Here is a 23,034-nt window from a genome sequence, read left to right as displayed (position 1 = left end):
ATCTGCACCCCTTGAGACAAGACGGCAGCCCCGGCCGTGACACCTCACGAGCGGTATGCGGACGTCCGTCGGTACCAGCGGGCCACGGTTCGTTGGTAGCGGCGGACTACGTGCCACGTGATGATGCCCGCCGCGAGGCTCGACACGACGACGAGTGAGCGCGGCAGGTGGCCGAGCAGTGCCGGGAACACCGCGTAGTGCGTCAGGTAGATGTAGAGCGACGCGCTGGCCACGAGCGTCACCGCCGTCACCGCCGCCTTGGGCAGCCACACCCGCGCCACCACGACGAGCAGCACCAGCCCCACCACCACGACCGCTTCCCGTGCCCGGTCGTCGAACGTGCCGGGGACCAGTGCGAGCGCGAGAACCAGCACGACCACCTTCTGCCACCGCGTCTCCGCCCGCTGCACCAGCCAGCCGAGCACGAAGAACCACAGCGCGCCCAACGTGGTCATGTTGCGTTCGGCGAAGGAACTGGACGCGTCGAAACCGACGCGCAGCAGCAGAGCCGCACCCAGGAACACCAGCGCGGTGACGAACCCGTGCGCGCGTTCGACCCGCCGCACGGCCGGCACCGCGAACAGGATCGCGAACGCCACCAGCGCGTGCACCACCACTTCCACGAACCAGTAGCCGATCGCGCCCGTGCCGACGAAGTTGTTCACCAGCAGCACGTTCACCACCGTCACGTCGTCCGTGACCGCCACCCGGTACGCGAGCCACAGCACGGCCGGCGCCGCGATCAGCGCCGCACTGCGCACCATCCGGGCGGGCGCGGGCAGCACGAACCGCGCGAAGTTCCACCCGGCGATCACCAGCAGCAGGTGCGCCCCGCCGGTGATGTCGAAGAACTCGATGTGCGACCCGACCACCAGCACGATCGCGAGTGCCCGCAGCACGATGTTCGTCTCGACCGACGGCGTCCGCGACACCGGCGCACGCCGCCTCTCCAGCTCCGCCACAGGCGTGGTGGGCCAGTTCTCCGGCAACGGGCCGAGCACCCGTTCCAACGCCACCGACGTCTGGACGTAGCTCAACGAGTCACCGCCGAGGTCCACGAACGTCGCGTCGTCCGGCACGTCCGAAACCCCGAGCGCCGAAGCGAACACCTGCCTGACCGAGCCGCCACCGGCCGTCGAATCCGGCGCGATCCCGGCCACCGCCGCGTAGTCGACCTTCCCGTTCGGCAGCCGGGGGAACTCACGGACCCGTACGACCCGCACGCCGGCTCTGGGCAGGCCGAACCGGGCGCGTACGAGCTGATCCACGCGCCGAACCGCACCCCGCACCGCGACCACCAGCACGTCGTCGGTCCCCGCGCACACCGCCGCGAACCCGTCCTCGGCCAGCACCCGCTCGACCCGGTCCAGATCGATCCGCAGCCCGTACAGCTTGAGGAACCGGTTCTTCCGGCCGATCACCTCGTACAGGCCCTCGGGCGTGCGCCGCGCCAGGTCACCGGTCCGCAGCTCACCCGTCGTGCGGCCGAGCGCGAGGTCGGCGGCGCGGTGCGCGTAACCGAGCATCACGTTGGGCCCGCGATACACCAGCTCACCGTCGTCGGCGATGTCGAAATCGCCACCGGGGATGGGCACGCCGATCGCGGACGGGTGGGTGCGCGCCAGTTCCGGTGGCAGGTACGCCATCCGGGCCGTCGCCTCGGTCTGCCCGTACATGACGAACAGCCGCCACCCGCGTTCCTCGCCGAGCCGCGCGAACCGGCGGACCGACTCGGGTGCGAGCCGCCCGCCGGCCTGCGTCACGTACCGCAGGCTCGGCAGGTCCATCCGCTCGAAGCCGACGGTGTCGAGCAGGTCGAACGTGTGCGGCACACCGTGCAGGCTGGTCACCCGGTGCTCCCGCACGGTGGTCCAGAACGCCGGATCGACCACCGACCGGTCCGTGAGCACGAGCCCCGCGCCGCGCAGAAGGTTGCTGTTCACCACGGACAGCCCGTAGCAGTAGTGCATCGGCAACGACGTGATCGCGCGGTCCGTGGGGCGGATGTCCAGGTACTCGGCGATGGCCTCGGCGTTGGCCGCCAGGTTGTCCGCCGACAACCGCACCAGCTTCGGCGACCCGGTCGAGCCCGAGGTGGACAGCAGCAACGCGAGGTCCGGGTGCAGCTCGTGCGCGGTGCCCGTCCGGTGCTCGGTCCACCGGCCGTCGACCACGACGTCCGGGTCGTAGGCGGACGACAGCGCGGCCACCTGCGCGGGCGCGGTGAGCAGCACCGGGTGTCCGCCGCGCAACGCGGCCAGGTAGGTGACGAGCGAGTCGACGTCGTTGCGCACGGCGAGCAGCACCAGCCGGCGCACCGGCCCGAGCCGGTCCACGGCGGTGGACACCCGGTCGTCCAGTTCCCGGTAGCTGATCGCCGTGCCGTCCGGCGTCACCAGGGCGACGCGGTCACCGTGCGCGGCGAGCCCGGCCGCGAACCCGAGGTCGGCGGTGGCGGTCATGACGGGCGACCGTTGAAGAACAGCGCCGACCCGGACACGCGCACCGCCGTGGCGTCACCCCGTCGCACGGGCGGAGGTCCCTGGACGCGGGACCGCACCTGCGTGCCGTCGGGCAGGCGCAGCAGCAGGGTCGCGTCGTGGCCGTGGAACAGCACGTCGTCCACGGTGGCCGCGACGCCGCCGGTGCCGAGGTGCAGCTGTTCGGGCCGCACCAACACCGTGCCGTTGCCGATCGCCGTGTCGCGGACCGGCAGCCGTCCCAATGGCGTCTCCGCCACGCCGTCACGTGCCGAACCGTCGAACGTCACCGCCTCGCCCACGAACAGCGCCACCCCGAGATCGGCCGGTGACGTGTAGATCTGCTGCGGCGCACCGAGTTGCGCCACCAGACCGTCACGCATCACCGCGACCAGATCGGCGACGCCCAGCGCCTCCTCCTGGTCGTGCGTCACCAACAGCGCGGTGGCCCCGAACGCGTGCAACGCCGTCCGGACGTCGGCCCGCAGCTCATCGCGCAGGCCGGCGTCCAGGGACGAGAACGGCTCGTCCATGAGCACCACGCCCGGCCTCGGCGCCAACGCCCGCGCGAGCGCGACCCGCTGCTGCTGCCCACCGGACAGCTGCGCGGGCATCCGCTTGCCGTACCCGGACAACCCGACGAGCTCCAACAGCTCATCCACCCGGCCGTCCCGCCGCTGGGCCCGGGTCAGGCCGAAGCCGACGTTGCCCGCCACGGTCAGGTGCGGGAACAACGCGCCCTCCTGGGGCACGATGCCGATACCGCGCCGTTCCGGCGGCACGTGCGTGGACCGGTCGGCCAGCACCCGCTCACCGAGCCGGACCTCGCCGGACCGCACCGGGTGGAAGCCCGCGAGCACCCGCAGCAACGTGGTCTTGCCGCACCCGGACGGCCCGAGCACGGCGAGCAGGCCGCCTTCGGGCACGGCGAGGTCCAGGCCGCGCAGCACGGGGGCGGGCCCGTAGCCCGCGACGAGTCCGCTGACTCGCAAATCGCTCATCGTTCACCTCCACGCAGGAACCGGTCCAGCACGACGGCGGGTATCGCCGCCACCACGAGCAGCACAGCCGCGTACGGGGCCGCGGCGGCGTACGCCGCGATCTCGGTCTTCATCCACAGTTCGGTCGCGAGAGTGTCCACACCGGTCGGCCGCAGCAGCAGGGTCGCGGGCAACTCCTTGGCGCAGGTCAGGAAGACCAGCGCGGCACCGGCGAGGATGCCGGGCGCGGCCAGCGGCACCGTCACCCGCAACCGCGTCACCGTCCGGCTCTTGCCCAACGACCGCGACACGTCTTCGAGCACCGGTGGCGCGTGCGCGACGGCCGTGCGCACCGCGCCGACCGCGAGCGGCAGGAACAGCACCGCGTAGGCGAACGCCAGCATCGGCGTGGTCTGGTAGAGACCGGGCGCGAACCGGATGCCGAAGAACACCAGCGCCAGCCCGATCGTGATGCCCGGCAACGCGTGACCGGCGAACCCGGCCAACTCCACGCCGCGCACCAACGCGCCACGGTGACGGGCCGTGAGCACCCCGACCGGCAACGCCAGCACGATGGTGAGCGCCGCGCCCAGAGCCGACACCGACACCGTGTTCAACGTCGTGGTCAGCAGGTCGTCGCCCACAGTGGACCGGCCCGCGGCCAGCCACCACCCGAGGCTGAACACCGGCACGCCCAGCGACAACACGACCAGCGCGGCGGTGCCCAGCAGCGCCGGAACGCGGGCCCGACCCAACGGCACGGTGACCGCCCGGCGTGGACCGCGCGTCGCGGCGGCGGCACCGCGTGCCCGGCGTTCACCGACCGTCAACGCGATCGCCAGCACCACCAGGACGCAGCCCAGGATCGCGGCGGGCGTGCGGTCGAACGTGGCCCGGTAGCTGGTGTAGATGCCGAGCGTGAACGCCTCGTAGCGCATCAACGATACCGCGCCGAAATCGCTCAACGCGTACAGCGCCACCAACAGCCCACCGGCCGTCGCCGCGGGCCGGATCTGGCGCAGCGTCACGGAGAAGAACGTCTGGGCGCTCGTCCGCCCCAGAGACCGCGCGACCTCCTCCACCGCCGGGTCGGCCGTGCGCAGGGCGGCGGCGACGGGCAGCAGCACGTACGGGAACGACACCAGCGTGAGCACCAGGAACGCGCCCGCGAACCCGGTCAGCTCGGGCAGCATCGCCACCCAGGTGAACCCGGCCACATAGGACGGCACGGCCAGCGGCAGCACCAGCAGCACGCCGGCCACCCGCCGTCCGACCAGGTCGCTGCGCACGACCAGCCACGCGCCGAGCACGCCGATCACCACGCAGGCCACCGTCACCGCGCCCGCCAACGCCAGGCTGCGCACGGCCAGGTCCAGGGTGCGGGCACGCCACAGCACCCGCCCGACCTCACCCACACCGCGGTCGAAGGAGCGGACCGCGAGGTAGGCGAGGGGAGTCAGGGCGACCCCGGCGACGACCAGGGCGAGTGCGGTGTTCGTCGGTGCGGCCCGCAAGGGACCGCTCAGGACAGCCCCGCTTCCTGCAACAGGGCCAGCGTCTGCTGGAGCGAGGACAGCTTGGACAGGTCGATGTCCGGCCCGTTCAGCTCGGCCAACGCCGGCAGCTGGTGCTTGCTCGACTTCACCGCCGGGTTGGCCGGGTACTCGGCGGTCTCGTCGGCGAAGTAGCGCTGCGCCTGCTCGGACAGCAGGAACCGGACCGCCTTCACCGCGGCGTCGTTGCGGTCGGAGCCCGCGATCACGCCCGCGCCCGCCACGTTCACCAGGCCGAGCGGGTCACCGCCGGAGACGTGGTGCAGCTTCACCTTGACCGCGTCGGCGCCGTTCTCGGCGACCTTGGCGTACCAGTAGTAGTGGTTGATCAGCCCGGCGGGCAGCTGGCCGTCGTTGACCGCGTTGAGGATCGCGATGTTGTTGTCGTACCGCTTCGGCTCGTTCGCGGCGAACCGGCGCAGCCAGTCCTTGGCGAACTCCTCGCCCTTGAGCACCCGCACCGACGTGACGAACGCCTGCCACGACCCGTTGGTGGGCGCGTACCCGATCCGGCCCTTCCACTTCGGATCGACCACGTCGTCCAGGCTCTGCGGCAGCTCGGCCTCGGTGACCACGCGCGGGTCGTAGGCGACCACGCGGGCACGGGCCGAGGTCGCGACCCAGCGGCCGTCGTCCGCCCGGTACTCGGCGGGCACCAGGTCGAGCACGTCGGAGGGCAGCTCGGCGAGCCTGCCCTGTTCGGCGACCGCGCCCAACGCGCCCGCGTCCTGCGAGAAGAACACGTCGGCCTGGGTGCCGTCGCCCTCCTCCAGCAGCTGCGCCGCCATCTCGCCGCTGCTGCCGTAGCGGACTTCGACGTCCACGCCGGTGGCCTGCTCCAGCTGTTCGAGCACGCCGCCCACGAGTCCTTCGTTGCGGCCGGAATAGATCACCAGCGCGTCACTGCCGCCGGTGCTGCCGCACGCGACGACCGGAATGGTCAGCAAAGCCATGATCAACGCGACAGCGCGTGCGCGACGGCTCACTGCGGGTCCTCCTAGAACTCACCCCCCAGGCGGCTCAGGCGGAGACAAGGTAAAGCTAACCTAAATAGCAAACAAGACCGCGCAGATAACGCCTGGTGCGACCCCGGACACATCACCCGATCGGGGCCCCTCGTGACGCGGCCGGTTCGCCGGATCGACGCGATTTCGTGCTGGACGAGCCCCTCACCAGGCGTGCTAGCGTCCGCCGCTGATCTCTGCCCGGTGAACGGCGTTCGCTTTCCCTCGGCACCTTGAGTGTTCGGGTGAATGCGGCGCGGAGGAGGCGGTGGCCGCGCTGGAAGCCGCCGTGGACCCGGCGCTGTTCTACCCGCGGACCGATCTGATCAGCTACGAGTGATCGAGAAGGCGGCGCACGAGCCGCTGAACGGCGAACGGCGCCGACTCCTGGTTCGGAAATCGACGCCGTCGTCGGTGTCCTGAGTGCGCACACCGTCGTGGATGACCGGGTCGAACAACCCGCCCGAGCGAGTGTCCGGAGTGGTGACGCAGGCACCAGTTCACGGCGTACCGGTCCGCGGCCTCGGCGCCCGGCACGACCAGCCGGTCGAGGTCGCCGGTCACCGGAGCCGCCCTCGGCACGAACGTCAGGCCGTGCCGGGACCGCACCGGCTCGACACCTACGGCCAGTGCGCGCACCGCCAGCGACTGCCCGTAGGTGTCGAAGACGGAGGCGAGTTCGATCTCCCCGACCCCGTCGGTGAGCAGCACCCCGGTCGTGGGGCGGTCCCAGCGGAAGGCGGTGTTGAGGCCGACGACGGTGTCGGCCGGTCCAAACCGCGCCTGCGCCATCGAGGCCGCCGTGTCGCGGCGGTAGTGCCGCCAGCCGATGGCCGCCGCGGCCCGGACCGCGGCCTCGGGGCCGACCAGCCGTTCGACGACGCGCAGCGTGCCGTCGATACCGGACAGGATGCCGGCCGTGCTGATGATGTCGCCGCCGTCGACGTACCGCGTCCCGCGCGCCCAGTCGACGGCCGGGTAGCGGTCCTCGACGCCGTCGACGCGGAGCCAGTGCGTGGCCGCCGCACGCCCGTCGAGCAGACCGGCGGAGGCGAGCACCGCCGATCCGTTGCAGACGCCGAGCAGCAGTGACCCGCCGGCCGCCTGCCGGTTGAGCCAGTCGGTCACCGGCTTCGTCGTGCTCTCGCCGACGTCGGGGAGCGCCGGCACGACCACGACGTCCGCGGCCCCGCCGAGCAGGCGGTCGAGGTCGGCGAAGGTCAGGTCGGGGACCAGGTCGAGGCCACCGGTCAGCGGGACCGGGCGGCCCGCCGCCGCGACCGTGTAGACGTTGAACGCGCCGGTCGTCGCCAGGACTTCGTAGGGGGCGAGCGTGTCGGACGCGACGGCACCCTGCTCGCCGACCACGACCACCGCCGTCGGCTTGGCCGGGTCGTGCGCCACCGGCGCCGGTAACGGGGCCGCGCCGTCAGTGCGCGGAGCGTGCAGGTCGTCGAACGCGGCCATGACGGTCGGGGTGCCGAGTGCGGCGGGCAGGGCGAGGGCGGCGAGCAGGAACACCAGGGCGGTTCCGGTGATCCGCAGGAGGGCGCGCATGGTCAGCACCCGTACTCGTGGCGACGGCGCAGCATCGCGCCCAGCATGGCCGGGATCATCAGCACGTGACCGGCGGTCATCAGCGCCATCCCGGACAGCAGCCCGGTCCAGTAGAACGGCAGCAGGACGAGGAACGGCAGGTACATCGCGGCGGACATCTCGGCGATGCCGGCCCAGCCGTGGTGGCGCACCCGCATCCACAGCGCCATCCCCAGCGACATGTCGGTGGCCATCACCAGCACCTGCGCGGTCACGATGTCGCCCAGGTCCGGCCACACGAACGACCACACCGGCTCCAGCACGACCATGCCCGCCACCATGGCGACGACCATTTCCAGCGCGTGCCGGGTGAAGCGCAGCACGCGACGCCGGGGTCGCTGCCGATCGATGGTCGTCTTCGTTTCCATGACGGCTCCTCCGTTGCGGGATGTCGCGGTGCAACAGAGACCCTGGGCCGCCTGGGCGGCGCGGTCAGGTGCCGAAGGTCATGTCCTGGGTCATGACCCGGCACGACCTCCGAGCGGTCAGCACAGGCCGAGTTCCCTGGCCCGCAGCGCCGCCTGCGTGCGGTCACGGACCTGGAGCTTGGACAGCACGCTCGTGACCAGGTTCTTCACCGTGCCCTCGGCCAGGAACAGGCGGCCCGCGATCTCGCGGTTGCTGCGGCCCTCGGCGAGCAGCCGGACCACGTCCAGCTCACGCTCCGACAGCGGCACCGCCAACGGCACACGCGCCGGTGCGCCCTCGTGCGGCAGTTGGGCGACCCTGGCCACGAGCTTGGTCGCGACCGACGGTTGCAGCACCGACTCCCCGCGCCGTGCCGCGACCAGCGCCTCGACCAGTTGTGCCGAGGACACGTCCTTGAGCAGGTAGCCGAGCACACCGGCACGCAGCGCCGCGAACACGTCCGCGTCATCGTCGAACGTGGTCAGCGCCAGCACCCGCACGCCCGGTTGCTCGACCCGCAGCCGGTTGGTGGCCGCGATACCGTCCATGACCGGCATCCGGAGGTCCATCAGCACCACGTCCGGACGCAGCTCGGCGCACAACCGCACGGCCTGCTCGCCGTCCCCGGCCTCGCCGACCACCTCGATCTCCGGCTGGACCTCCAGCAGCGTCGCCAGCGCCTCCCGGAACAGGGCCTGGTCGTCCACGATCAGCACTCGAACGGCGGCGGTCATCCCGGCACCTCCACGGTGAGGGTCAGGCCGTGTCCGGCGGAGTCGACGGACACGTGCCCGCCGAGGCCGGTGACGCGTTCCCGGAGGCCGACCAAGCCGAATCCGTTGCCCGGGTCTTCGAGGAGCCCGCGCCCGTCGTCACGCACCTCCAGCCGGACCAGGTCGACGCTGCCGTAGTCGAGCACCACGGTCGCGGCGGTCGCGTCCGCGTGCTTGCGGACGTTGGTCAGCCCCTCCTGCGCCGCCCGGAACAGCGACTCCTCGACCTCGACGCGGACCGCGCGGGCCGGGCCGTGGATCTCCAGCCCGGTCGGCACGCCCGCCTCGGAGGCCTCGCGGGCGAGTGCGCGCAACGCGTCCACCAGCGGCGCGGACCGGGGTTCGCGCAGCGCGGCGACCGAACGGCGGACCTCCGCCAGCGCCTCCCGTGACTGGTCCTGTGCCTTGGCCAGCATGGCGTCGAGCCGTTCGGTGTCGGCGGTGTGGATCACCGCACGTGCGGCTTGGAGGAGCATCTGCACGACGGTCAGGTGGTGGCCCAACCCGTCGTGGATGTCACGGGCGACCCGGTTGCGCTCCTGGGTGGTCGCGAGTTGCTCGGCCTGGGCCGCGTACCCGCGCAGCCGCTCGTTGGCGTCCGCCAGTTCCGCCCTCGCGCGCTGCTCCCGGACCAGCAGCTCGGTGATGACGATGGCGAACGCGGTGACGGCCAACGTGTTGAGCCCTTCACGCAGCCCGTCGGGCCACTCCATCTCCACGTGGATCAACGGGATGACCGCGGCCACCGCGGCGGCGGCCGGCAGCGGCAGCAGCAGCACGCTCTGCGAAACCAGGACCACCAGCAGCAACACCGCACCGACCGCCGCGCCCGACAGCGAGAACAGCACGAAACCCAGCGGCAGCTGGACGCCGACGTACACCACGGCGAACGCCCGGCCCCGCCGCTGCACCCACCGGAACCCGCCGATGGCGAGCACGGCGTAGACCAGCCCGACGACCAGCGTCGGCACGAGTTCGTGCTCGAAACTCGCGGAGCCGAGCGGCAGCGTCGCGTACGCGACGACCGTCAGGATGCTCAGCGCCCACTGCACGCCCCCACTGTGCTGGACCCCGAACACCAAGGTCAACTGCGTGGAGAGGCCAGGACGCGCACCCGGCCGGTGACCGGGTTGACCGCGACCTACGTCAAGAACGACGAGACGGACGCCGAACCGTCGGGGGTGATCGGCTGCCCACAGTGCGACGGCCGACTGTGGCAGCAACGTGCCGATCTCTGTGGGGGGCCCCGAAACGATCCCATACTCGGGGCGACACACCACGCGGAACGGGGAGGAAGCGTGCGGAGCAGCACGAAGGCGGAGGTCATCCAGATCTCCGAGGCGGTAGCGCGTGCAGTGTTCACGCAGAGCAATCTGCTGTGGATGGTGCAAAGCGAGATCCAGGCCCGTCTGCCGGAGACCATCCGCCAGCACGCCCAGGCGTCGCTGCCCAACCTGGCCAGGCTCGCGGTCACCGAAGCCACCCCGGACCTGGCTGAGATGCAGGCCGCGATCGAGGGAGCAGCGCGGAAAGCGCTGGAGGCCGACCTGCCGGCGTTGGTCAACCGCGCCGCGGACGGTCTGTTGCCAGACCTGGCCAGGGCCGCGGTGCGGGACGCGACACCGGATGCGGTGAAGCTGCGCGAGGAGCTGGTCGCCACGGTGGCCTCGGAAGTGACCGGCATCGTGCGCGGTCAGGCCGGGGACGTGCTGGCGGACGTGGTGCGCAAGGCTACCGACCAGGTGCGCGACGCGGTCACCAGCACCCTCGCGCAGCAGTCCGAGGAGGTGATCTCCGAACTGGCCCGCGCTGCGGTCTCCAGGGCCACCCCGGACCGTGACGAGGTGCGTGACGAGCTGGTGCACGCCGGGTCCGCCGCAATGATCGAGGTGGTGCGCGCGGCGGTCAAGGACGCGGCACCCGAGGCGGTACGGGACGAGGCGGAAAAGGTCCGCGGCTCGCTGGCCGACGCGGTGGAGCGGGCGGCGGAGGAAGTACTGCCGGGGCTCGCCCGTGACGCGGTGGCCGGAGCGACTCCGGATCTGCGACTGCTGCATGACGAACTGGCCGGCAAAGCTGCGGTCACGGCGACCGAAATGGCACGCGAGGCGACCCGTGAGGCCCTGCCGGGCGTGGTCGAGAAGGTGTCCGAGGAAGCGCTGAACTCGGTACGTGGCGCAGTCCGCGACGAGGCGGAGAAAGTGTTCGCGCAGTACGCGCCGAACGTGGTCACCGTGGTGCTTCCACAGGGCGGGAAGGTGGAACTGGGCGCGGACACGCACACGGTGCTGCCGGAGTTGCTGGTGGCACTGCACGCGCGCTGCCACGTGCTGCTGGTCGGCCCGGCGGGCACCGGGAAATCCATGCTGGCCAAGCACGCCGCGGGGGCGTTGGGTCTGCAGTTCCAGGCGCTGTCGTTGGGCCCGACCACCCCGATGAGCAAGGTGTTCGGCTACTACGACGCTCACGGCCAGTACCACGACACCCCGTTCCGTCGTGCGTTCGAGCACGGCGGTGTGATGCTGCTGGACGAGCTGGACAACGGCCACCCCGGGCTGCTCGCCGAGCTGAACCAGGCGCTCGCGCTGGGCACCTGTGCGTTCGCGGACCGCATGGTGGACGCGCACGAGAACTTCCGGTTGGTGGCCACCGGAAACACCTATGGCACGGGGGGTGACCGGCAGTACGTCGGCCGGCAGACGCTGGATGCCGCCACGCTGGACCGTTTTGTGGTGATCGACGTGCCGATCGACGAGGGGCTGGAGGAGCGAATCGCGCTACGGCACGCGCCATCACACCCGGACGCGGTGCACGAACTCCTCGACGAAATCCGAGATCTGCGAGAGCTGGCGGAGGACAAGAAGCTACCGGTGCTCTTCTCGCCACGGACCAGCATCGACGGTGCCAAACTGCTGGAGGCGGGCGCCACCGTGGACCAGGTGATGCAGTGGCGGGTGGTGCGCGGCCTCTCCGACGCGCACCGCAAGGCACTCGGACTGGACTGACCTGTGCTTCCCACAACGTTGCCACCGCTGCTGTCCTGGCGCGAATTCCTGGATGCCGCAACGGCTCCGCCGTCCATCAACTACGGGAGCAGCAGGAGAACCGATGTCGAATGGCACGGTGCCTCCTGGGAAGAGGCAGTCCGGCTGGCCGTCGACGGCTGGCCGCTGGCCTTGGAGGAGGCCGACGTGACGATCAGCCAACTGCGCGACAGTGCCGGCCTGTCCCACGCGGTCACCGTGTTGGAACCGACCTGGGACGTGACCGGCAGCGAGGTGGACATCGGCGCATACCTGGCCGGGGTGCCGGAGTGCATGGTGGACGCGGTACCTCGGCAAGTCTCCCGACGTGGCAAGGTGATCACGTTCCTCGTCCCGTCCTCGTACTCGCACCGGATCGAACACAGTGTGATCATCAACCGCGGCCTCGCGCTGGCCACGCTGTGCGCCGCGATCATCGACGCCGGCCACAGCGTGGAGATCTGGTCCGGGGACGCCGGGATACTGCATCTGCCCAAGGGGCGCCAACGCTACTGTGGTGTGGCACGGGTGATCTCGGCCGGCGAACCCCTCGACGTGGGCAGGCTGATCTTCGCGATGGCGCACCCGGCGATGCTGCGGCGACTGTGGTTCGGCGTGTGGGACACGCAGCCGGAAGAGGTCGCCGCGGCGATGTATGCAGACAACTACGGACGTCCCCCGTACACGTGCCGCGCCACCGACCTACCCGCTGAGATCACCGAGCCGTACGTGTTCCCCTACCTCACCGAAGCGGACCGGCAGTGGGACGACCTGCCCACCGCGCTTTCCTGGGGGCGGCAGGTGTTCAGTGACCTCGGGCTGATTCAGGACTGACACGACCGATGTGGTGCACCGCGGTCAGACCGCGATGTGCACCGGTTGCGGCCACGAGTCGAGGCGAGCGCACAGCCGCACAACACACTCGGACGACAAGCCACAACCACCTCCCACACGCGACACGCGGGTCCGGCCCGGCTCGCCGACCCAACAGGCCGATTACCGGGTCAGCCCTCCGAGAAGCACCACTAGCGTGATCAGCAGTCGGCGGATCTCGGGCAGCGTTGAGCCGACCTTACGTTTGGTGGACCGCCCAGCCGCGGGGTGGGATCTCGATTCGGTCGGCGTGCGTGGTTGCCATGCCCAGCATCGCCTGTGGTTGCTGTTCGTCGGTCGGGAACTCGACGGTTTGCGGGGTGGGGTTGACGCGAACCTGGATCGAGTGGTCATCGCCGGTGACTGTGTAGGTGAGCGCGCCGGCGTGTGTGGTGATGTCGGTGAGTGTGGCCGAGGTCAGCCATGTGTTGGCGCGCCGGTACGCGCCGAGCTGCTGGACGGATGCGAGTAGGTCGCGTGCGGTGTCGTCGAGTTCGTCCAGGTCACGAGGGGTCATCGGAGGGCGGAGCAGGGCATCGGGGCCGCCTTGGGCCCAGGTTGAGGTCAGGGCGAGTTCGTCGCCGTAGTAGATGCCGGGGATTCCGGGCAGGGTGAGCAGGAGGCAGAAGGCTGCGGGTAGCAGCGCGGCCGGGACCGTGTCGGCGAGGCGGGCGAAGTCGTGGTTGCCGAGGAACGTGTGCGGTGAGCTCCGCGAGCGGCAGTTGTGCCGGTGCAGCCGCAGCGTCGTCACCATGCGGTCGGCCGCTGCACCCGAGAGCCACTCGCGGATCCCGTGCATCAGCGCGTACTCGGTGGTGCTGGACATGGTGGTGCGGTTGACCACCGGCGGGAGGTCGTCGTCGAAGACCTGCCCGAGGAACCAGGCGGTCGGGTGGGTCTCGCGCACGCGGGCAAGCACCCGGCGCCAGAAGGTCGCCGGGATCGACCACGCCGAGTCGAGGCGCCACCCGGCGACGCCGCGATCCAACCAGGACGTCATGACGTCCGCGACGTAGGACTGGTAACCGGCGGAGTCGTAGTCCGGTGTGACGAGCGAGTCGACCCGCCACGACACCAGACCGCCCTGGTGGTCCCGCGTGAACCAGTGGTCTCCGAGTTCCGCGGGGTCGGCCAGCCGCCAGAACGCTCGGGAGGCATACGCGAAGACGCCGTCCAGCACCACACCGATGCCGTGTGAGGACGCGGCGGCGACAAGCTCGTCGAGATCCGCAACGGCGCCCAGACGATCGTCGATCGTTCGGTGGGTCACCGTGTCATAGCCGTGCGAGACGGACGCGAACACAGGTCCGAGTAGCAGCCCGTCGGCGCCGAGTGAGTTCATGTGCGGCAGCCACTCGACCAGCTCGCGCAGCGAACCACGGCAGACCCGGTCGGCGCCGCCCTGGTCCGCACCAAGGAGACCGAGCGGAAAGACGTGCCAGAGCAGAACCGGCTCTCCCTCGCCTGTCACCGGTAATCCCGGTCCGCATCACACATGATGCGAGCCTATTGCTGCAACGGAAATCGCGGTTGGCATAGTAATCATGTCGCGTGTAGTTGTGGTCTTGTTGTTGCCGAGTTCGGCTCGGGTTCATGCGCGGATCGTGGGTAGGTTCACCTGGTACGAGCCGCGCGCGTGCTCGGTGGCCGACCCGAACTTGCCCGGAGTGGAGAGCACGACCGGGTCACGTCGCAGCGCCTCGCGGACCTCGACCAACGCGCCGATCATGTACCGGATCTTCTCGGCGCGGCGTACTCGTTGATGAAGATGCGGCGCGGGCTGATGCCCAGCGACGACTCCATCGCCCGGTACGCCGCGACGTTCGCCGCGATGTTCGCGGGAGCGCCGTTGTACAGCTCGTGCCACACCACGATGTCCGGCAGGGCGTTGTTGTCGCGGGCGACGGTGAGGAACGTCCGCATCCGGTTGGCGTCCCAGCCCGCGTGGCCCGGACCGGCGAGCGGGGTGAGGGTGTCGCGGCTGCGGATGCGCTGCACCGTGCGCACCCACCCGGCGTTGAAGTCGCCCGCCCTGGCGGTGTCCCAGGTCCAGTCCGGTTCGTTCCAGACCTCCCACGCGACGACGTTGCTGACCGAGAGTCGGCCGGCCTGCTGTTCTCCGCCAGCGCGTACAGGCCACCGGACGCGGCGTGCGTGACCGGCCGGAACGGGACCGCCGCGTCGACCACGAGGGTGTGGCCGGCGGCCTGTGCTTGTGGGGGTAAGGCCACCAGGGTGGTGGCGGCGAGGGCGGAGACCGCTAATGCGGTCCGCAGTGTCGGCTTTGGCACCGTGCACCTCGTTCACTGGATGGGGTGGGGGAGGCGGCGTGTCATCCGGTGGTGGTCGGCAGCCAGACCCGCATCGGACCGGGCGACCGGTTGCCCCACAGGAAGTACGGGATCGCGGTGAGGCTGAGCGGTGTGGCGTCGTGCTCGGCACGCCGGTCCGGTACAGGTCGTCACCGCCGGGTGACTCCACTGCGCCGTGAGCGGTCAGTGCCACCGGGACGGCGGGCAGCCCGGTCTCGACGACGGTCGCGGCCGGGTCGATCCGGACGTCCTCCAGCACGACGTCGGCGGGCAGGTCGGCCTGCTCCACGCAGTAGACGAGCGGGCCGCGGGCCAGCGCGACGCAGCCGCGGACGGCGTCGACGCGGGGGTGGGCGGTGACCACGCGGACCGGCATGGGCAGGTCGAGCGTGACGGTGACGCCGGCCGACCAGTCCCGGTGCAACCGCAGGTACCCGCCTTCGGGCGTGACGTCGACCGGCACGCCGTCGATCAGCACGGACGGTTCGGCGCACCAGCCGGGCACGCGCAGGGCCAGCGCGAACGGCGCGGAACCGGTCACCGTCAGCTCCACCCGCCCGTCCCACGGGTACTCGGTGCGCGTGACGACCTCGACGGCGACGCCGTCCACCTCGGCACGCAGGGTGCCCGCCGAGTACAGGTGCACCTGGAGCCCGGTGTCGTCGGTGGTGGCGGTGTAGCCGTGCAGGGACGCGACGAGCCGGGCCAGGTTCGGCGGGCAGCACGCGCACCTGTACCAGGGCAGGCGTTGTGACGGCGCGTCCTCGTCCGAGCCGTCGTGGCCGGTGCGCAGGTGCAGCGGGTTGGAGTAGAAGAAGTGCGTCCCGTCCAACGACGTCGAGCCCGCCACCGCGTTGTAGAGCGCGCGCTCCATCTCGTCGGCGTAGCGGGCCTCACCGGTGGCCAGCAGCATCCGCCAGTTCCACTGGACGCTGGCGATCGCCGCGCACGTCTCCCCGTACGCCCGGTCCGCCGGCAGCTCGTACGGGTCGCCGAACGCCTCGTCGCGGTGCCGGGACCCCTGCGCGCCGGTGATGTAGGTCTTGCTGCCGAACGCGTCCTCCCACAACCGGCGGGCGGCGTCGAACAGCTCGTCGTCGCCGGTCTCCACAGCGACGTCGACGACCCCGGCCAGCAGGTACAGCTGCCGCACGACGTGGCCTGCCACCTCGTCGGCCTGCCGCACCGGAACGTGGTCCTGGAGGTAGGCGGAGCCGAAGTGCGCGCCGTCGAGCCGACCGTTACCCCGCAGGTCGATCATGCGTCGGGCCAGGTCGAGGTACGGCCGGTGCCCGGTCACCCGGTACAACTCCACCAGCGCGGTCTCCACGCCGGGGTGCCCGTCGAGCGGATCGGGGCCGTCGGGCGCGCCGAAGCGGTCGACCAGCAGATCGGCCACGCGGCGGGCGACGGCGACCAACTCGGCGCCGACCCCGGCGCGTGCGACGGCGACGGCGGCCTGGATGAGGTGCCCCGCGCAGTACAGCTCGTGGCTGTAGTGCAGTTCCTGGAAGCGGAGTTCGGGCTTCACCACCGTGTAGTACGAGTTGAGGTAACCGTCGTCGCCCTGGGCCTTCGCCAGCAGCGCGGCGGTCGTCTCGACGAACGCGATCAGCTGTTCGTCGTCCGGGGTGGAGGTGAGCTGCCACGCGGCGGCCTCCAGCGTCTTGTGGACGTCGGAGTCGGCGAACCACATGTTGCGGAACTCGCCCGTCGCCTCACCGGTGACGATCCGCAGGTTGTCCAGCGCGCCGGAGGTGCCCAGCTGGTCGACGCAGTGCGGCAGGGTGCCGGTGGCGTTGCGCCGCTGCCACCCGCCGAAGAAGCCGTCGGCCGCGAAGGCGACGCCGTCGAGGGCGACCGGGCGTAGCGTGGTTTTCGCGGTCGGGGTCGGTTGGACGGGGCCTTGGTGCAGGTCAGTCATGGGGATTCCTTCTCAGCCCGTGAGTTCAAGCCCTCGGGCGTTCAGCCCTTGAGGGCGCCCGAGGTGAAACCGCGTACGTAATGCCGTTGCAGCAGGAGGAACACCACGACGCACGGCAGCGCCGACGTGACCACACCCGCTTGCAGCGCCTCGAACGAGCTGCGCATCATGAACAGCCCGAACGGCAGCTGGAACATCGCCAGCACCAGCCCGAGGCCCACCAACGAGTTCTGCAGGCCGATCCAGCCCAGCAGGATGTAGAGCGGGACCAGGATGGTCGTGTACGGCACCATCAGGATCGCCAGCGTGACCAGGAACAGCAGGTTGTGGCCGGGGAACTTCAGCCGCGCCAGCGCGTACCCGCCAGGGTGGTGGTGACGACGGTGACCACGACCGCGACCACCGCCACCACGACCGTGTTGAGCAGGTACGTGCCCAGCCCGCTGCCGTAGTCGGCCAGCCTCCGGTAGTTGTCCACACCCCACCCCGGCTCGCCGCCGGCGGCCCGCCCGAGGTCCTGGGACAGGAACGCCTCGCGGTAGACGCTGATGACCACGGTGGCGGTCTCGTGCCTGCCGCCGGTGAGGATGAAGAACTGGTCGAAGGCCAGCAGCGAGCCGGTCAACGACAGCACCGTGGTCAGCGCGAGCGTCGGCCGCAGCAGCGGCAGCGTCACCCGCCACAGGATCTGCCACCGGTTCGCACCGTCGGCGCGGGCCGCCTCGTAGAGCATCGGGTCGATGCTCTGCAGCCCGGTCGGGCGTGCGTGCGTGACGGTCGCCATCGTCAGCCGCCGCTCGCCAGGGACTCGGTGATGGTGCCGTTGTGCTGCTTCAACGTCTCGCCGACGTCCTGCGAGCCGAACAGCGCGTCGGTGACCGCGCGGTGGTGGCGAGTCTCCGGCATGACCTGGTCGGGGGGAGTGGACTCATCAGGCTGTCTCCTCGTGCGTGGTCGGCGCCGGCTTCATCGCACGGAAACTTAGGAAACCGGTTGCCTGGAGAACCTAGGGAGCGTGTTCACTCCGTGTCAAGACTGGGTTTCAAGCCTGTGACGTGCTACTTCGTCGTTCGACACAGTGGTTCGGGCAGGCCGGGGTAACCTTCGTCCCATGCCGCCGAGGAAAACGAAGGAAAACGTCGGGACGCCGGGTCGTGGCACGCTGGGCCGTCCGGCGACCATCAGCGACGTGGCCCGGCTGGCGGGGGTCTCGGTCGGCACGGCGTCCAAGGCGCTCAACGGCCGGGGCTCGCTGCGCGAGGAGACCCGGCGGCGGGTCCGGTCCGCCGCCGACGAGCTCGGTTTCCAGCCGAACAGCGCGGCCCTCACGCTCAACTCGGGCCGCACCTACACCGTCGGCATGATCACCACCGACACCATCGGCCGGTTCAGCATCCCGTTGATGACCGGCGCGGAGGACTCGCTCGGCGCGGGCCGCATGTCGGTGTTCCTCTGCGACGCGCGCGACGACCCGATCCGCGAGCAGTACTACCTGCGCACGCTGCTCAGCCGCCGGGTCGACGGCATCATCGTCACCGGGCGCCGCACCCAGGCCCGCGCGCCCATCGGCGTCGACCTGCCCGTTCCGGTGGTCTACGCGTTCATCAGCTCCACCGACCCGAACGACTGCTCGGTGGTGCCCGACGAGGTGGGCGGCGCGCGCAAGGCCGTCGACCACCTGCTGGCACTGGGACGGCGGCGGATCGCCCACGTCACCGGCCCCGAGCACCACCACTCGGCCGCGGTCCGCGCGTCGGCCACCGTCGAGCGGCTGGCCGAGTCCGGGCTGGACCTGGTGGGCGCTGCGCTGTTCGGCGAGTGGAGCGAGGCGTGGGGCAGGCAGGCGACCGGCATCCTGCTCGGCGCGGGCGGGGAGTTCGACGCGGTGTTCTGCGGCAGCGACCAGATAGCGCGTGGCGTGGCGGACGCGTTGCGGGCGGTGGGACGGCGGGTGCCCGACGATGTCGCCCTGGTCGGCTTCGACAACTGGGACGTCATGGCGTTGGCCTGCCAGCCACCGTTGACCAGCATCGACATGGAGCTGGAAGGGCTCGGGCGGACGGCGGCGGACCTGCTGCTGGCGGCCATCAACGGCGAACCCGCGCCCGGCAGGCACATCAGCCCGTGCCGGTTGGTGCTCCGCGAGTCCACCGCCGTGTCGGTCCGGCCCGGGTCCACCCGGGTCGAGCGCCTGGCCGCGTCCGACGCCGAATCCCGGCGCATTCACCGATGATTCTCGCCGGGCCGGCTGCTGCTCGCGGTGAGAGCCGAACAGCAGCGCCTACCCGCCCGACGAGTCCGCCCAGCCGACCGCGGACCGCCGCTTGGCTAGTCGGTCTCCGGGGTCGGCTCGTCGGGTTCGGGTTCGAAGTTGAAGTAGATGGTCAGGACGTACGGCTCGGCTTCGTTCTCGGTGAAGTCCCACGACACGTCCACCAGGAACACGTTGTGCGCACTCACCCACTGGCGGGCTTTTCGAAGACCTCGGCGGCCGACGGCGCAGTGAAGATCAGCCTGGCGATCGGGTGGACCTGGGACTCCGCGTCCGAGTCGTCGAAGGAAGGTGGAACCTCCACGCACATGTCGGGATCCATGGGCGTGGATCCTGCCAGGCTCGAACGCCGATCACGCAGCGGTTCCGTCGCGGCCGGGACCTCGCTGTGGTCCCAGGTCTGCCCCCACCACTACTCCGGGCGTTGCCACCGCGGGTCGTCACGAGGCGGCGCGACCACGATAGGAGACTGCCGCGGCAGGTCGACCGGAGCCAACCCGGCGGAGGTCGGTGACACGATCTCGTCCGGCGTGACGAAGCCGGGTGCGTCCTGCCACTCGCCGATCCGCCGCACGACCACGATCGCCAACGCCGCTGCGGCCACCGAGAGCAGGGCCGCCAGGACCTCCATCGCCGCGCCGATGCCCAGCGCGTCCACGGTCTCGGCGTCCGTCAGCACCCGGTCCGCGATCCGGTCGGTCACCTGGTAGCCGAGGAACAGCCCCCACCACCAGTTGACCTCCGAGTGCGACCGCCCCAGGTCGTGCCGGGGTTGGCTGATCCGCCAGACGTCCACGGTCAACCGGCGCGGAATCCACAGGCTGACGATCGGCAGCCAACCCCAGATCGCCCACCCCTTGCGGTAGTGGTGCTCGTACGGCGCCACCAGGTCGGCGTTGGAGCGGACCCGCCACAGCCACACCACGAACACCACACCGGCGCCCGCGTACAGCGCGATGTTGCCCAACTCCAGCAACCCGGTCGTGGCCAGCGTGCGATCGAGTTCGGACTCACCGACCACCTCGCCGATGTAGTCGCTCAGCACGTCCCGCAGGTGCCACACCCACCCGGCGAAGATCACATCGGACAACGTCGTCAACGAGACCAGCACGACAAACGCGACCCCGAGGCCGCGCACCGGACGAAACACTTGTCCCCCCCACACCGATGGTCCCCCGACCTGCGCGGAGCGTAACCGACGCGGGCTCACCAAACGAACCTGAATTCGTACCAGGGGCCGTCCAGCGGTTCGTACCTCAGCCCGTCCCCGGTCGCGTCGACCGGCACGCGATCAGGGCAGTAGGCGTACCCCGTGGAGTCCAGGAACCCCGCGTCCTCCACGGTGAGCAACGTGCACCCGCCGGCCGCGTCGAGTTTGGCGACGGAGACCGAGTGCAACCCGACCCGCCGGTCCAGGAGCCGCTGGTCCGGTGCGACCGCCACGTCCGCGACCAAGGCCTCCAACCCGGACCGGTGCGCCTCGAACGCGACGTGCCGGACCGCGTTCGTGCCGACCACCAGTCCTGTCAGCAGGAACAGCGCCGGGACCAGCAGGAACGGCCACAGCCTGGCGATGTGCGGCGGACGTGGCCGAGGCAGCGCGAGCACCGCGAACACACCCACGACCAGCCAGGCGATGCCGACCACCGCCCAGCACACGAACGCGAGCAACGCCATCCCCAAGTACCCGCCGGGCGGAGTCGTCGCCCACAACGCGAGCACCACCGGCACCGCCGCCACGATCACCGGCCACCACGGAGACCTCCACCGCGACCCACGTTCGACCATCGAACCCCCTTCTCCGCTCAGGGTGACGCCCTGGGAGGCCCTTCGGTTCCGCTGCGGCCCATTTCGCACGGCGAGGTAGGCGTGCACGACCGTTGTGCGACGAGAGCGCAAGACCACGTCCACTGTGGACGCGTCGCCCGCCTGTGCGCCACGTCACTTCCGCCGACGGCATCCGGGTTCGATGCTTGGCGCTCATGACTCGTCGTCCGCCGCCCGAGCGCGCCAGTCGGCGTGCGCGTGGCGGGGTGGCGGTCCTGTTCTTCGTGAACGGCGGGGTGTTCGCGAACGCGGTGCCGCGTTATCCCGAGCTGAAGGCCGGGCTGGCGTTGTCCAACGCGGCGTTCGGGTCCGTGGTGGCCGCGTTCCCGCTGGGTGCGCTGCTGGCCGGGACGGTCGCGGGTGTGCTGGTCGGTCGGTGGTCGTCGCGTCGGTCGTGATGGCGGGCAACCTGGTGTTCATCGGTGTCGCGCCGTCGTGGTGGGCGTTGGCGTGCGCGTTGTTCGTCGCGGGCTCGTTCGACGCGATCGCGGACGTGGCGCCAACGCGCACGGACGGCGGGTGGAGCGGCGGTACGGGCGGTCGACCCTCAACTCGCTGCACGACGTGTGGAGCATCGGCGCGGTCGTCGGCGGCCTGATCGCCGCCGCACCGCTGATCGGCACGGTCGGTGACGTCTACGGTCTGCGGACCGGATTGGCGCTGATCCCTGTCGCGGCGGCGGTCATCGTCGTCCTCGCCGTCACCCTCCACACCCGCGGACGGGGGTGAGGTCCTACTTCGAGGACGAGAGCGGTTCCTGGAAGAGGACGGCCGGGGCGTCGCTGGGCGGGCGCGGGGTCGCGGGCTCCTGGCTGGGGGCCCACTCGGCGGCGGCCGGCTCGGGCGTGACGTCCTCGACCGGGGTCTCCACGACGGGCGCGGGTGCCGTGGCGGGCACGGCCAACTGCTGCTGGACGTGCGCGATCCACACCAGCCACATGGCTTCGTCGCGGTGACCGCGGTACTCGGCCTTCAAGCCCGCCAACGCGCCGCGGACGCGTGCGGCGATCACGGGGTCTTCGCGCACGGCGGACCACACGCCGCGCGAGGCGGCGTCCCGGGCCTTCACCAGGAGACGGACCTGGTCGGCCAACTCGGGTGCGGGCAGGTTCGCCCACGCCGCTGCGATTCTCTGTGCCTTGGTCACGGTGCCATCCTCGTCGAGCGGACGGCACGTGGTTGCCGTGACACGATGTTATCAACCTCTCGTTCTTCGAGGTCAGCCGCCCGGCGTGCCGGGCAGGCGGTGACGCTCGGACGTCAGTCGGGTACGTCTCCGGTTCCAACGCGTCCACCTGCCGGGTGTGCAGGGGCCGCAGAGCCGTGGTCTGGTCGAACCAGAGGAACGCGTCGTAGCGCTCGCCCAGGACGGCGTCGACGTGTTGCCCCACCACTCGCGTTCGGGATGGTAGACGACGCCGATCGCACGGTGGGGGAGGTTCGCGGTGAGCAGATCGGGGTGGTCGTCGCGGGCGTCACCGAGGCGGCGGCCGACGCACCGGACGAGTTCGTGCGCCAGGTGGCCGCCGCGATGGGCGCCGACGCGGACTGGCGGGTCGGGCTCGGACGTCCGCAGTCGGGGGCCGGGCGGGGCGGTGCGGTCGTTCGAGCAGGCCAAGTACGCGTTGGACCTCGCTGACCGGCTCGGGTTGGCCGGTCGGCTGCACAAGGCCGCCGACCTGCTCGTCTACCAGGTGCCGGCGCGGGCCGACCTGGTCGGCGAAGTGCCGGCGCCGTTGCGGCGGGCACGTGGCGGCGCCGGGCCGCTGATGGACATGCCGGCCGCCTACTTCGCGTGCGGCCGGGGTCGACCAGGATTCGTGCTGCCCGGCGATGATCTGTCCGTTGTGGACCACCACGGTGATGGCCCGGGCCGCCCGGGCCGCCCGTGAGTCGGGGGAGCGGGTGCGGGCGGAAGACGGCATCGGCACGGCGGTGGTCGCGTTGGAGCGCGTTGTCCGGTGAGCCGCGCCGGTCTATCCCCGATCGGGAGGTATAGGACGCCACCC

General features: G+C 70.9%; 25 protein-coding genes. 7 read left to right on the top strand and 18 right to left on the bottom strand.

All coding sequences use genetic code 11. The features are described 5' to 3' along the window. Positions 1-44: 44 nt before the first annotated feature. From ALI22I_RS29715 to ALI22I_RS54000, 8 genes are all read right to left on the bottom strand, one after another. Positions 45-2,462 carry a non-ribosomal peptide synthetase gene (locus ALI22I_RS29715; RefSeq protein WP_077008851.1) on the bottom strand — a complete coding sequence of 806 codons (2,418 nt, stop codon included), beginning with the start codon at positions 2,460-2,462 and terminating at the stop codon, positions 45-47. Next, positions 2,459-3,481, bottom strand: coding sequence for an ABC transporter ATP-binding protein (locus ALI22I_RS29710; RefSeq protein ID WP_077008850.1), 1,023 nt, complete (start codon positions 3,479-3,481; stop codon positions 2,459-2,461). The genes ALI22I_RS29715 and ALI22I_RS29710 overlap by 4 nt, the downstream gene beginning before the upstream one ends. Then, the gene (locus tag ALI22I_RS29705; RefSeq protein ID WP_238598637.1) at positions 3,478-4,974 is read right to left on the bottom strand and encodes an ABC transporter permease; all 1,497 of its coding nucleotides are present in this window, start codon (positions 4,972-4,974) and stop codon (positions 3,478-3,480) included. Before ALI22I_RS29705 ends, ALI22I_RS29710 begins: the two co-directional genes overlap by 4 nt. 8 nt (positions 4,975-4,982) lie before the next feature. After that, the gene (locus ALI22I_RS29700; protein WP_238598636.1) at positions 4,983-5,999 is read right to left on the bottom strand and encodes an iron ABC transporter substrate-binding protein; all 1,017 of its coding nucleotides are present in this window, start codon (positions 5,997-5,999) and stop codon (positions 4,983-4,985) included. A 348-nt stretch (positions 6,000-6,347) separates the two neighbouring features. Continuing rightward, on the bottom strand, positions 6,348-7,574 hold the full coding sequence (locus ALI22I_RS29695; protein ID WP_238598635.1) for a DJ-1/PfpI family protein: 1,227 nt from the start codon (positions 7,572-7,574) through the stop codon (positions 6,348-6,350). A gap of 2 nt (positions 7,575-7,576) precedes the next feature. After that, on the bottom strand, positions 7,577-7,981 hold the full coding sequence (locus ALI22I_RS29690; protein ID WP_077008848.1) for a hypothetical protein: 405 nt from the start codon (positions 7,979-7,981) through the stop codon (positions 7,577-7,579). 117 nt (positions 7,982-8,098) lie between these two features. Beyond that, positions 8,099-8,755, bottom strand: a complete 657-nt coding sequence (locus ALI22I_RS29685; RefSeq protein ID WP_077008847.1) for a response regulator — start codon at positions 8,753-8,755, stop codon at positions 8,099-8,101. Next, on the bottom strand, positions 8,752-9,846 hold the full coding sequence (locus tag ALI22I_RS54000) for a sensor histidine kinase (protein WP_077009298.1): 1,095 nt from the start codon (positions 9,844-9,846) through the stop codon (positions 8,752-8,754). The genes ALI22I_RS29685 and ALI22I_RS54000 overlap by 4 nt, the downstream gene beginning before the upstream one ends. A 246-nt stretch (positions 9,847-10,092) precedes the next feature. Here ALI22I_RS54000 and ALI22I_RS53995 point away from each other — a divergent pair, with 246 nt between their 5' ends. Both ALI22I_RS53995 and ALI22I_RS29670 read left to right on the top strand, forming a co-directional pair. Beyond that, the gene (locus ALI22I_RS53995) at positions 10,093-11,799 is read left to right on the top strand and encodes an AAA family ATPase (RefSeq protein ID WP_238598634.1); all 1,707 of its coding nucleotides are present in this window, start codon (positions 10,093-10,095) and stop codon (positions 11,797-11,799) included. A gap of 3 nt (positions 11,800-11,802) precedes the next feature. After that, positions 11,803-12,651, top strand: coding sequence for a DUF7192 family protein (locus ALI22I_RS29670; RefSeq protein ID WP_077008846.1), 849 nt, complete (start codon positions 11,803-11,805; stop codon positions 12,649-12,651). A gap of 238 nt (positions 12,652-12,889) precedes the next feature. On the opposite strand, the gene ALI22I_RS29665 is transcribed toward ALI22I_RS29670, so the two are convergent. The 5 genes from ALI22I_RS29665 to ALI22I_RS49700 all read right to left on the bottom strand — a co-directional run bounded on the left by ALI22I_RS29665 (position 12,890) and on the right by ALI22I_RS49700 (position 17,710). After that, positions 12,890-14,161, bottom strand: coding sequence for an alpha-amylase family glycosyl hydrolase (locus ALI22I_RS29665; RefSeq protein ID WP_083752111.1), 1,272 nt, complete (start codon positions 14,159-14,161; stop codon positions 12,890-12,892). Positions 14,162-14,281: 120 nt separating this feature from the next. Continuing rightward, positions 14,282-14,419, bottom strand: a complete 138-nt coding sequence (locus tag ALI22I_RS51320) for a hypothetical protein (RefSeq protein WP_179118413.1) — start codon at positions 14,417-14,419, stop codon at positions 14,282-14,284. Then, positions 14,416-16,926 carry a glycoside hydrolase family 127 protein gene (locus ALI22I_RS29655; RefSeq protein WP_238598633.1) on the bottom strand — a complete coding sequence of 837 codons (2,511 nt, stop codon included), beginning with the start codon at positions 16,924-16,926 and terminating at the stop codon, positions 14,416-14,418. Before ALI22I_RS29655 ends, ALI22I_RS51320 begins: the two co-directional genes overlap by 4 nt. Positions 16,927-16,967: 41 nt before the next feature. Beyond that, complete coding sequence (locus ALI22I_RS49705) at positions 16,968-17,219, bottom strand: hypothetical protein (protein WP_077008844.1); 252 nt, start codon at positions 17,217-17,219, stop codon at positions 16,968-16,970. Positions 17,220-17,266: 47 nt separating this feature from the next. After that, a complete protein-coding gene (locus ALI22I_RS49700; RefSeq protein ID WP_143532502.1) occupies positions 17,267-17,710 on the bottom strand; it encodes a carbohydrate ABC transporter permease in 444 nt (147 codons plus the stop codon). A gap of 327 nt (positions 17,711-18,037) precedes the next feature. Between ALI22I_RS49700 and ALI22I_RS29640 the strand changes: the two genes are divergently transcribed. Next, positions 18,038-19,159, top strand: a complete 1,122-nt coding sequence (locus tag ALI22I_RS29640; protein ID WP_083752110.1) for a LacI family DNA-binding transcriptional regulator — start codon at positions 18,038-18,040, stop codon at positions 19,157-19,159. A 95-nt stretch (positions 19,160-19,254) separates the two neighbouring features. Here ALI22I_RS29640 and ALI22I_RS54840 read toward each other — a convergent pair whose 3' ends face one another. From ALI22I_RS54840 to ALI22I_RS29625, 4 genes are all read right to left on the bottom strand, one after another. Next, a complete protein-coding gene (locus ALI22I_RS54840) occupies positions 19,255-19,386 on the bottom strand; it encodes a hypothetical protein (protein ID WP_274523004.1) in 132 nt (43 codons plus the stop codon). Further along, on the bottom strand, positions 19,383-19,520 hold the full coding sequence (locus ALI22I_RS52525; RefSeq protein WP_202971096.1) for a hypothetical protein: 138 nt from the start codon (positions 19,518-19,520) through the stop codon (positions 19,383-19,385). The genes ALI22I_RS54840 and ALI22I_RS52525 overlap by 4 nt, the downstream gene beginning before the upstream one ends. Before the next feature lie 90 nt (positions 19,521-19,610). Next, positions 19,611-20,336 (bottom strand): DUF4328 domain-containing protein, encoded by a 726-nt coding sequence (locus tag ALI22I_RS29630; RefSeq protein WP_077008843.1) that lies wholly within the window; start codon positions 20,334-20,336, stop codon positions 19,611-19,613. A 68-nt stretch (positions 20,337-20,404) separates the two neighbouring features. Continuing rightward, the gene (locus ALI22I_RS29625) at positions 20,405-20,944 is read right to left on the bottom strand and encodes a hypothetical protein (RefSeq protein WP_077008842.1); all 540 of its coding nucleotides are present in this window, start codon (positions 20,942-20,944) and stop codon (positions 20,405-20,407) included. Positions 20,945-21,180: 236 nt separating this feature from the next. Between ALI22I_RS29625 and ALI22I_RS29620 the strand changes: the two genes are divergently transcribed. Together ALI22I_RS29620 and ALI22I_RS51310 are read left to right on the top strand one after the other, a co-directional pair. Further along, on the top strand, positions 21,181-21,423 hold the full coding sequence (locus ALI22I_RS29620; protein WP_143532501.1) for an MFS transporter: 243 nt from the start codon (positions 21,181-21,183) through the stop codon (positions 21,421-21,423). Between the two features lie 52 nt (positions 21,424-21,475). Beyond that, the gene (locus tag ALI22I_RS51310) at positions 21,476-21,754 is read left to right on the top strand and encodes a hypothetical protein (RefSeq protein ID WP_179118411.1); all 279 of its coding nucleotides are present in this window, start codon (positions 21,476-21,478) and stop codon (positions 21,752-21,754) included. Between the two features lie 4 nt (positions 21,755-21,758). Here the strand turns inward: ALI22I_RS51310 and ALI22I_RS51305 are convergent, their stop codons facing one another. Then, the gene (locus ALI22I_RS51305) at positions 21,759-22,172 is read right to left on the bottom strand and encodes a hypothetical protein (protein ID WP_077008839.1); all 414 of its coding nucleotides are present in this window, start codon (positions 22,170-22,172) and stop codon (positions 21,759-21,761) included. A 282-nt stretch (positions 22,173-22,454) separates the two neighbouring features. Between ALI22I_RS51305 and ALI22I_RS51300 the strand changes: the two genes are divergently transcribed. After that, positions 22,455-22,664: a hypothetical protein gene (locus ALI22I_RS51300; protein ID WP_179118410.1), complete on the top strand. Its 210-nt coding sequence runs from the start codon at positions 22,455-22,457 to the stop codon at positions 22,662-22,664. After that, positions 22,621-22,917, top strand: a complete 297-nt coding sequence (locus ALI22I_RS29605; RefSeq protein WP_077008838.1) for a hypothetical protein — start codon at positions 22,621-22,623, stop codon at positions 22,915-22,917. The genes ALI22I_RS51300 and ALI22I_RS29605 overlap by 44 nt, the downstream gene beginning before the upstream one ends. The last annotated feature ends 117 nt before the right edge of the window (positions 22,918-23,034 follow it).

Origin of the sequence: Saccharothrix sp. ALI-22-I, from assembly GCF_001984175.1 — a bacterium.
GTDB lineage: Bacteria > Actinomycetota > Actinomycetes > Mycobacteriales > Pseudonocardiaceae > Actinosynnema.
Note: the sequence above shows the minus strand (reverse complement) of the source record. Positions and strands in the feature narration are given on the sequence as shown.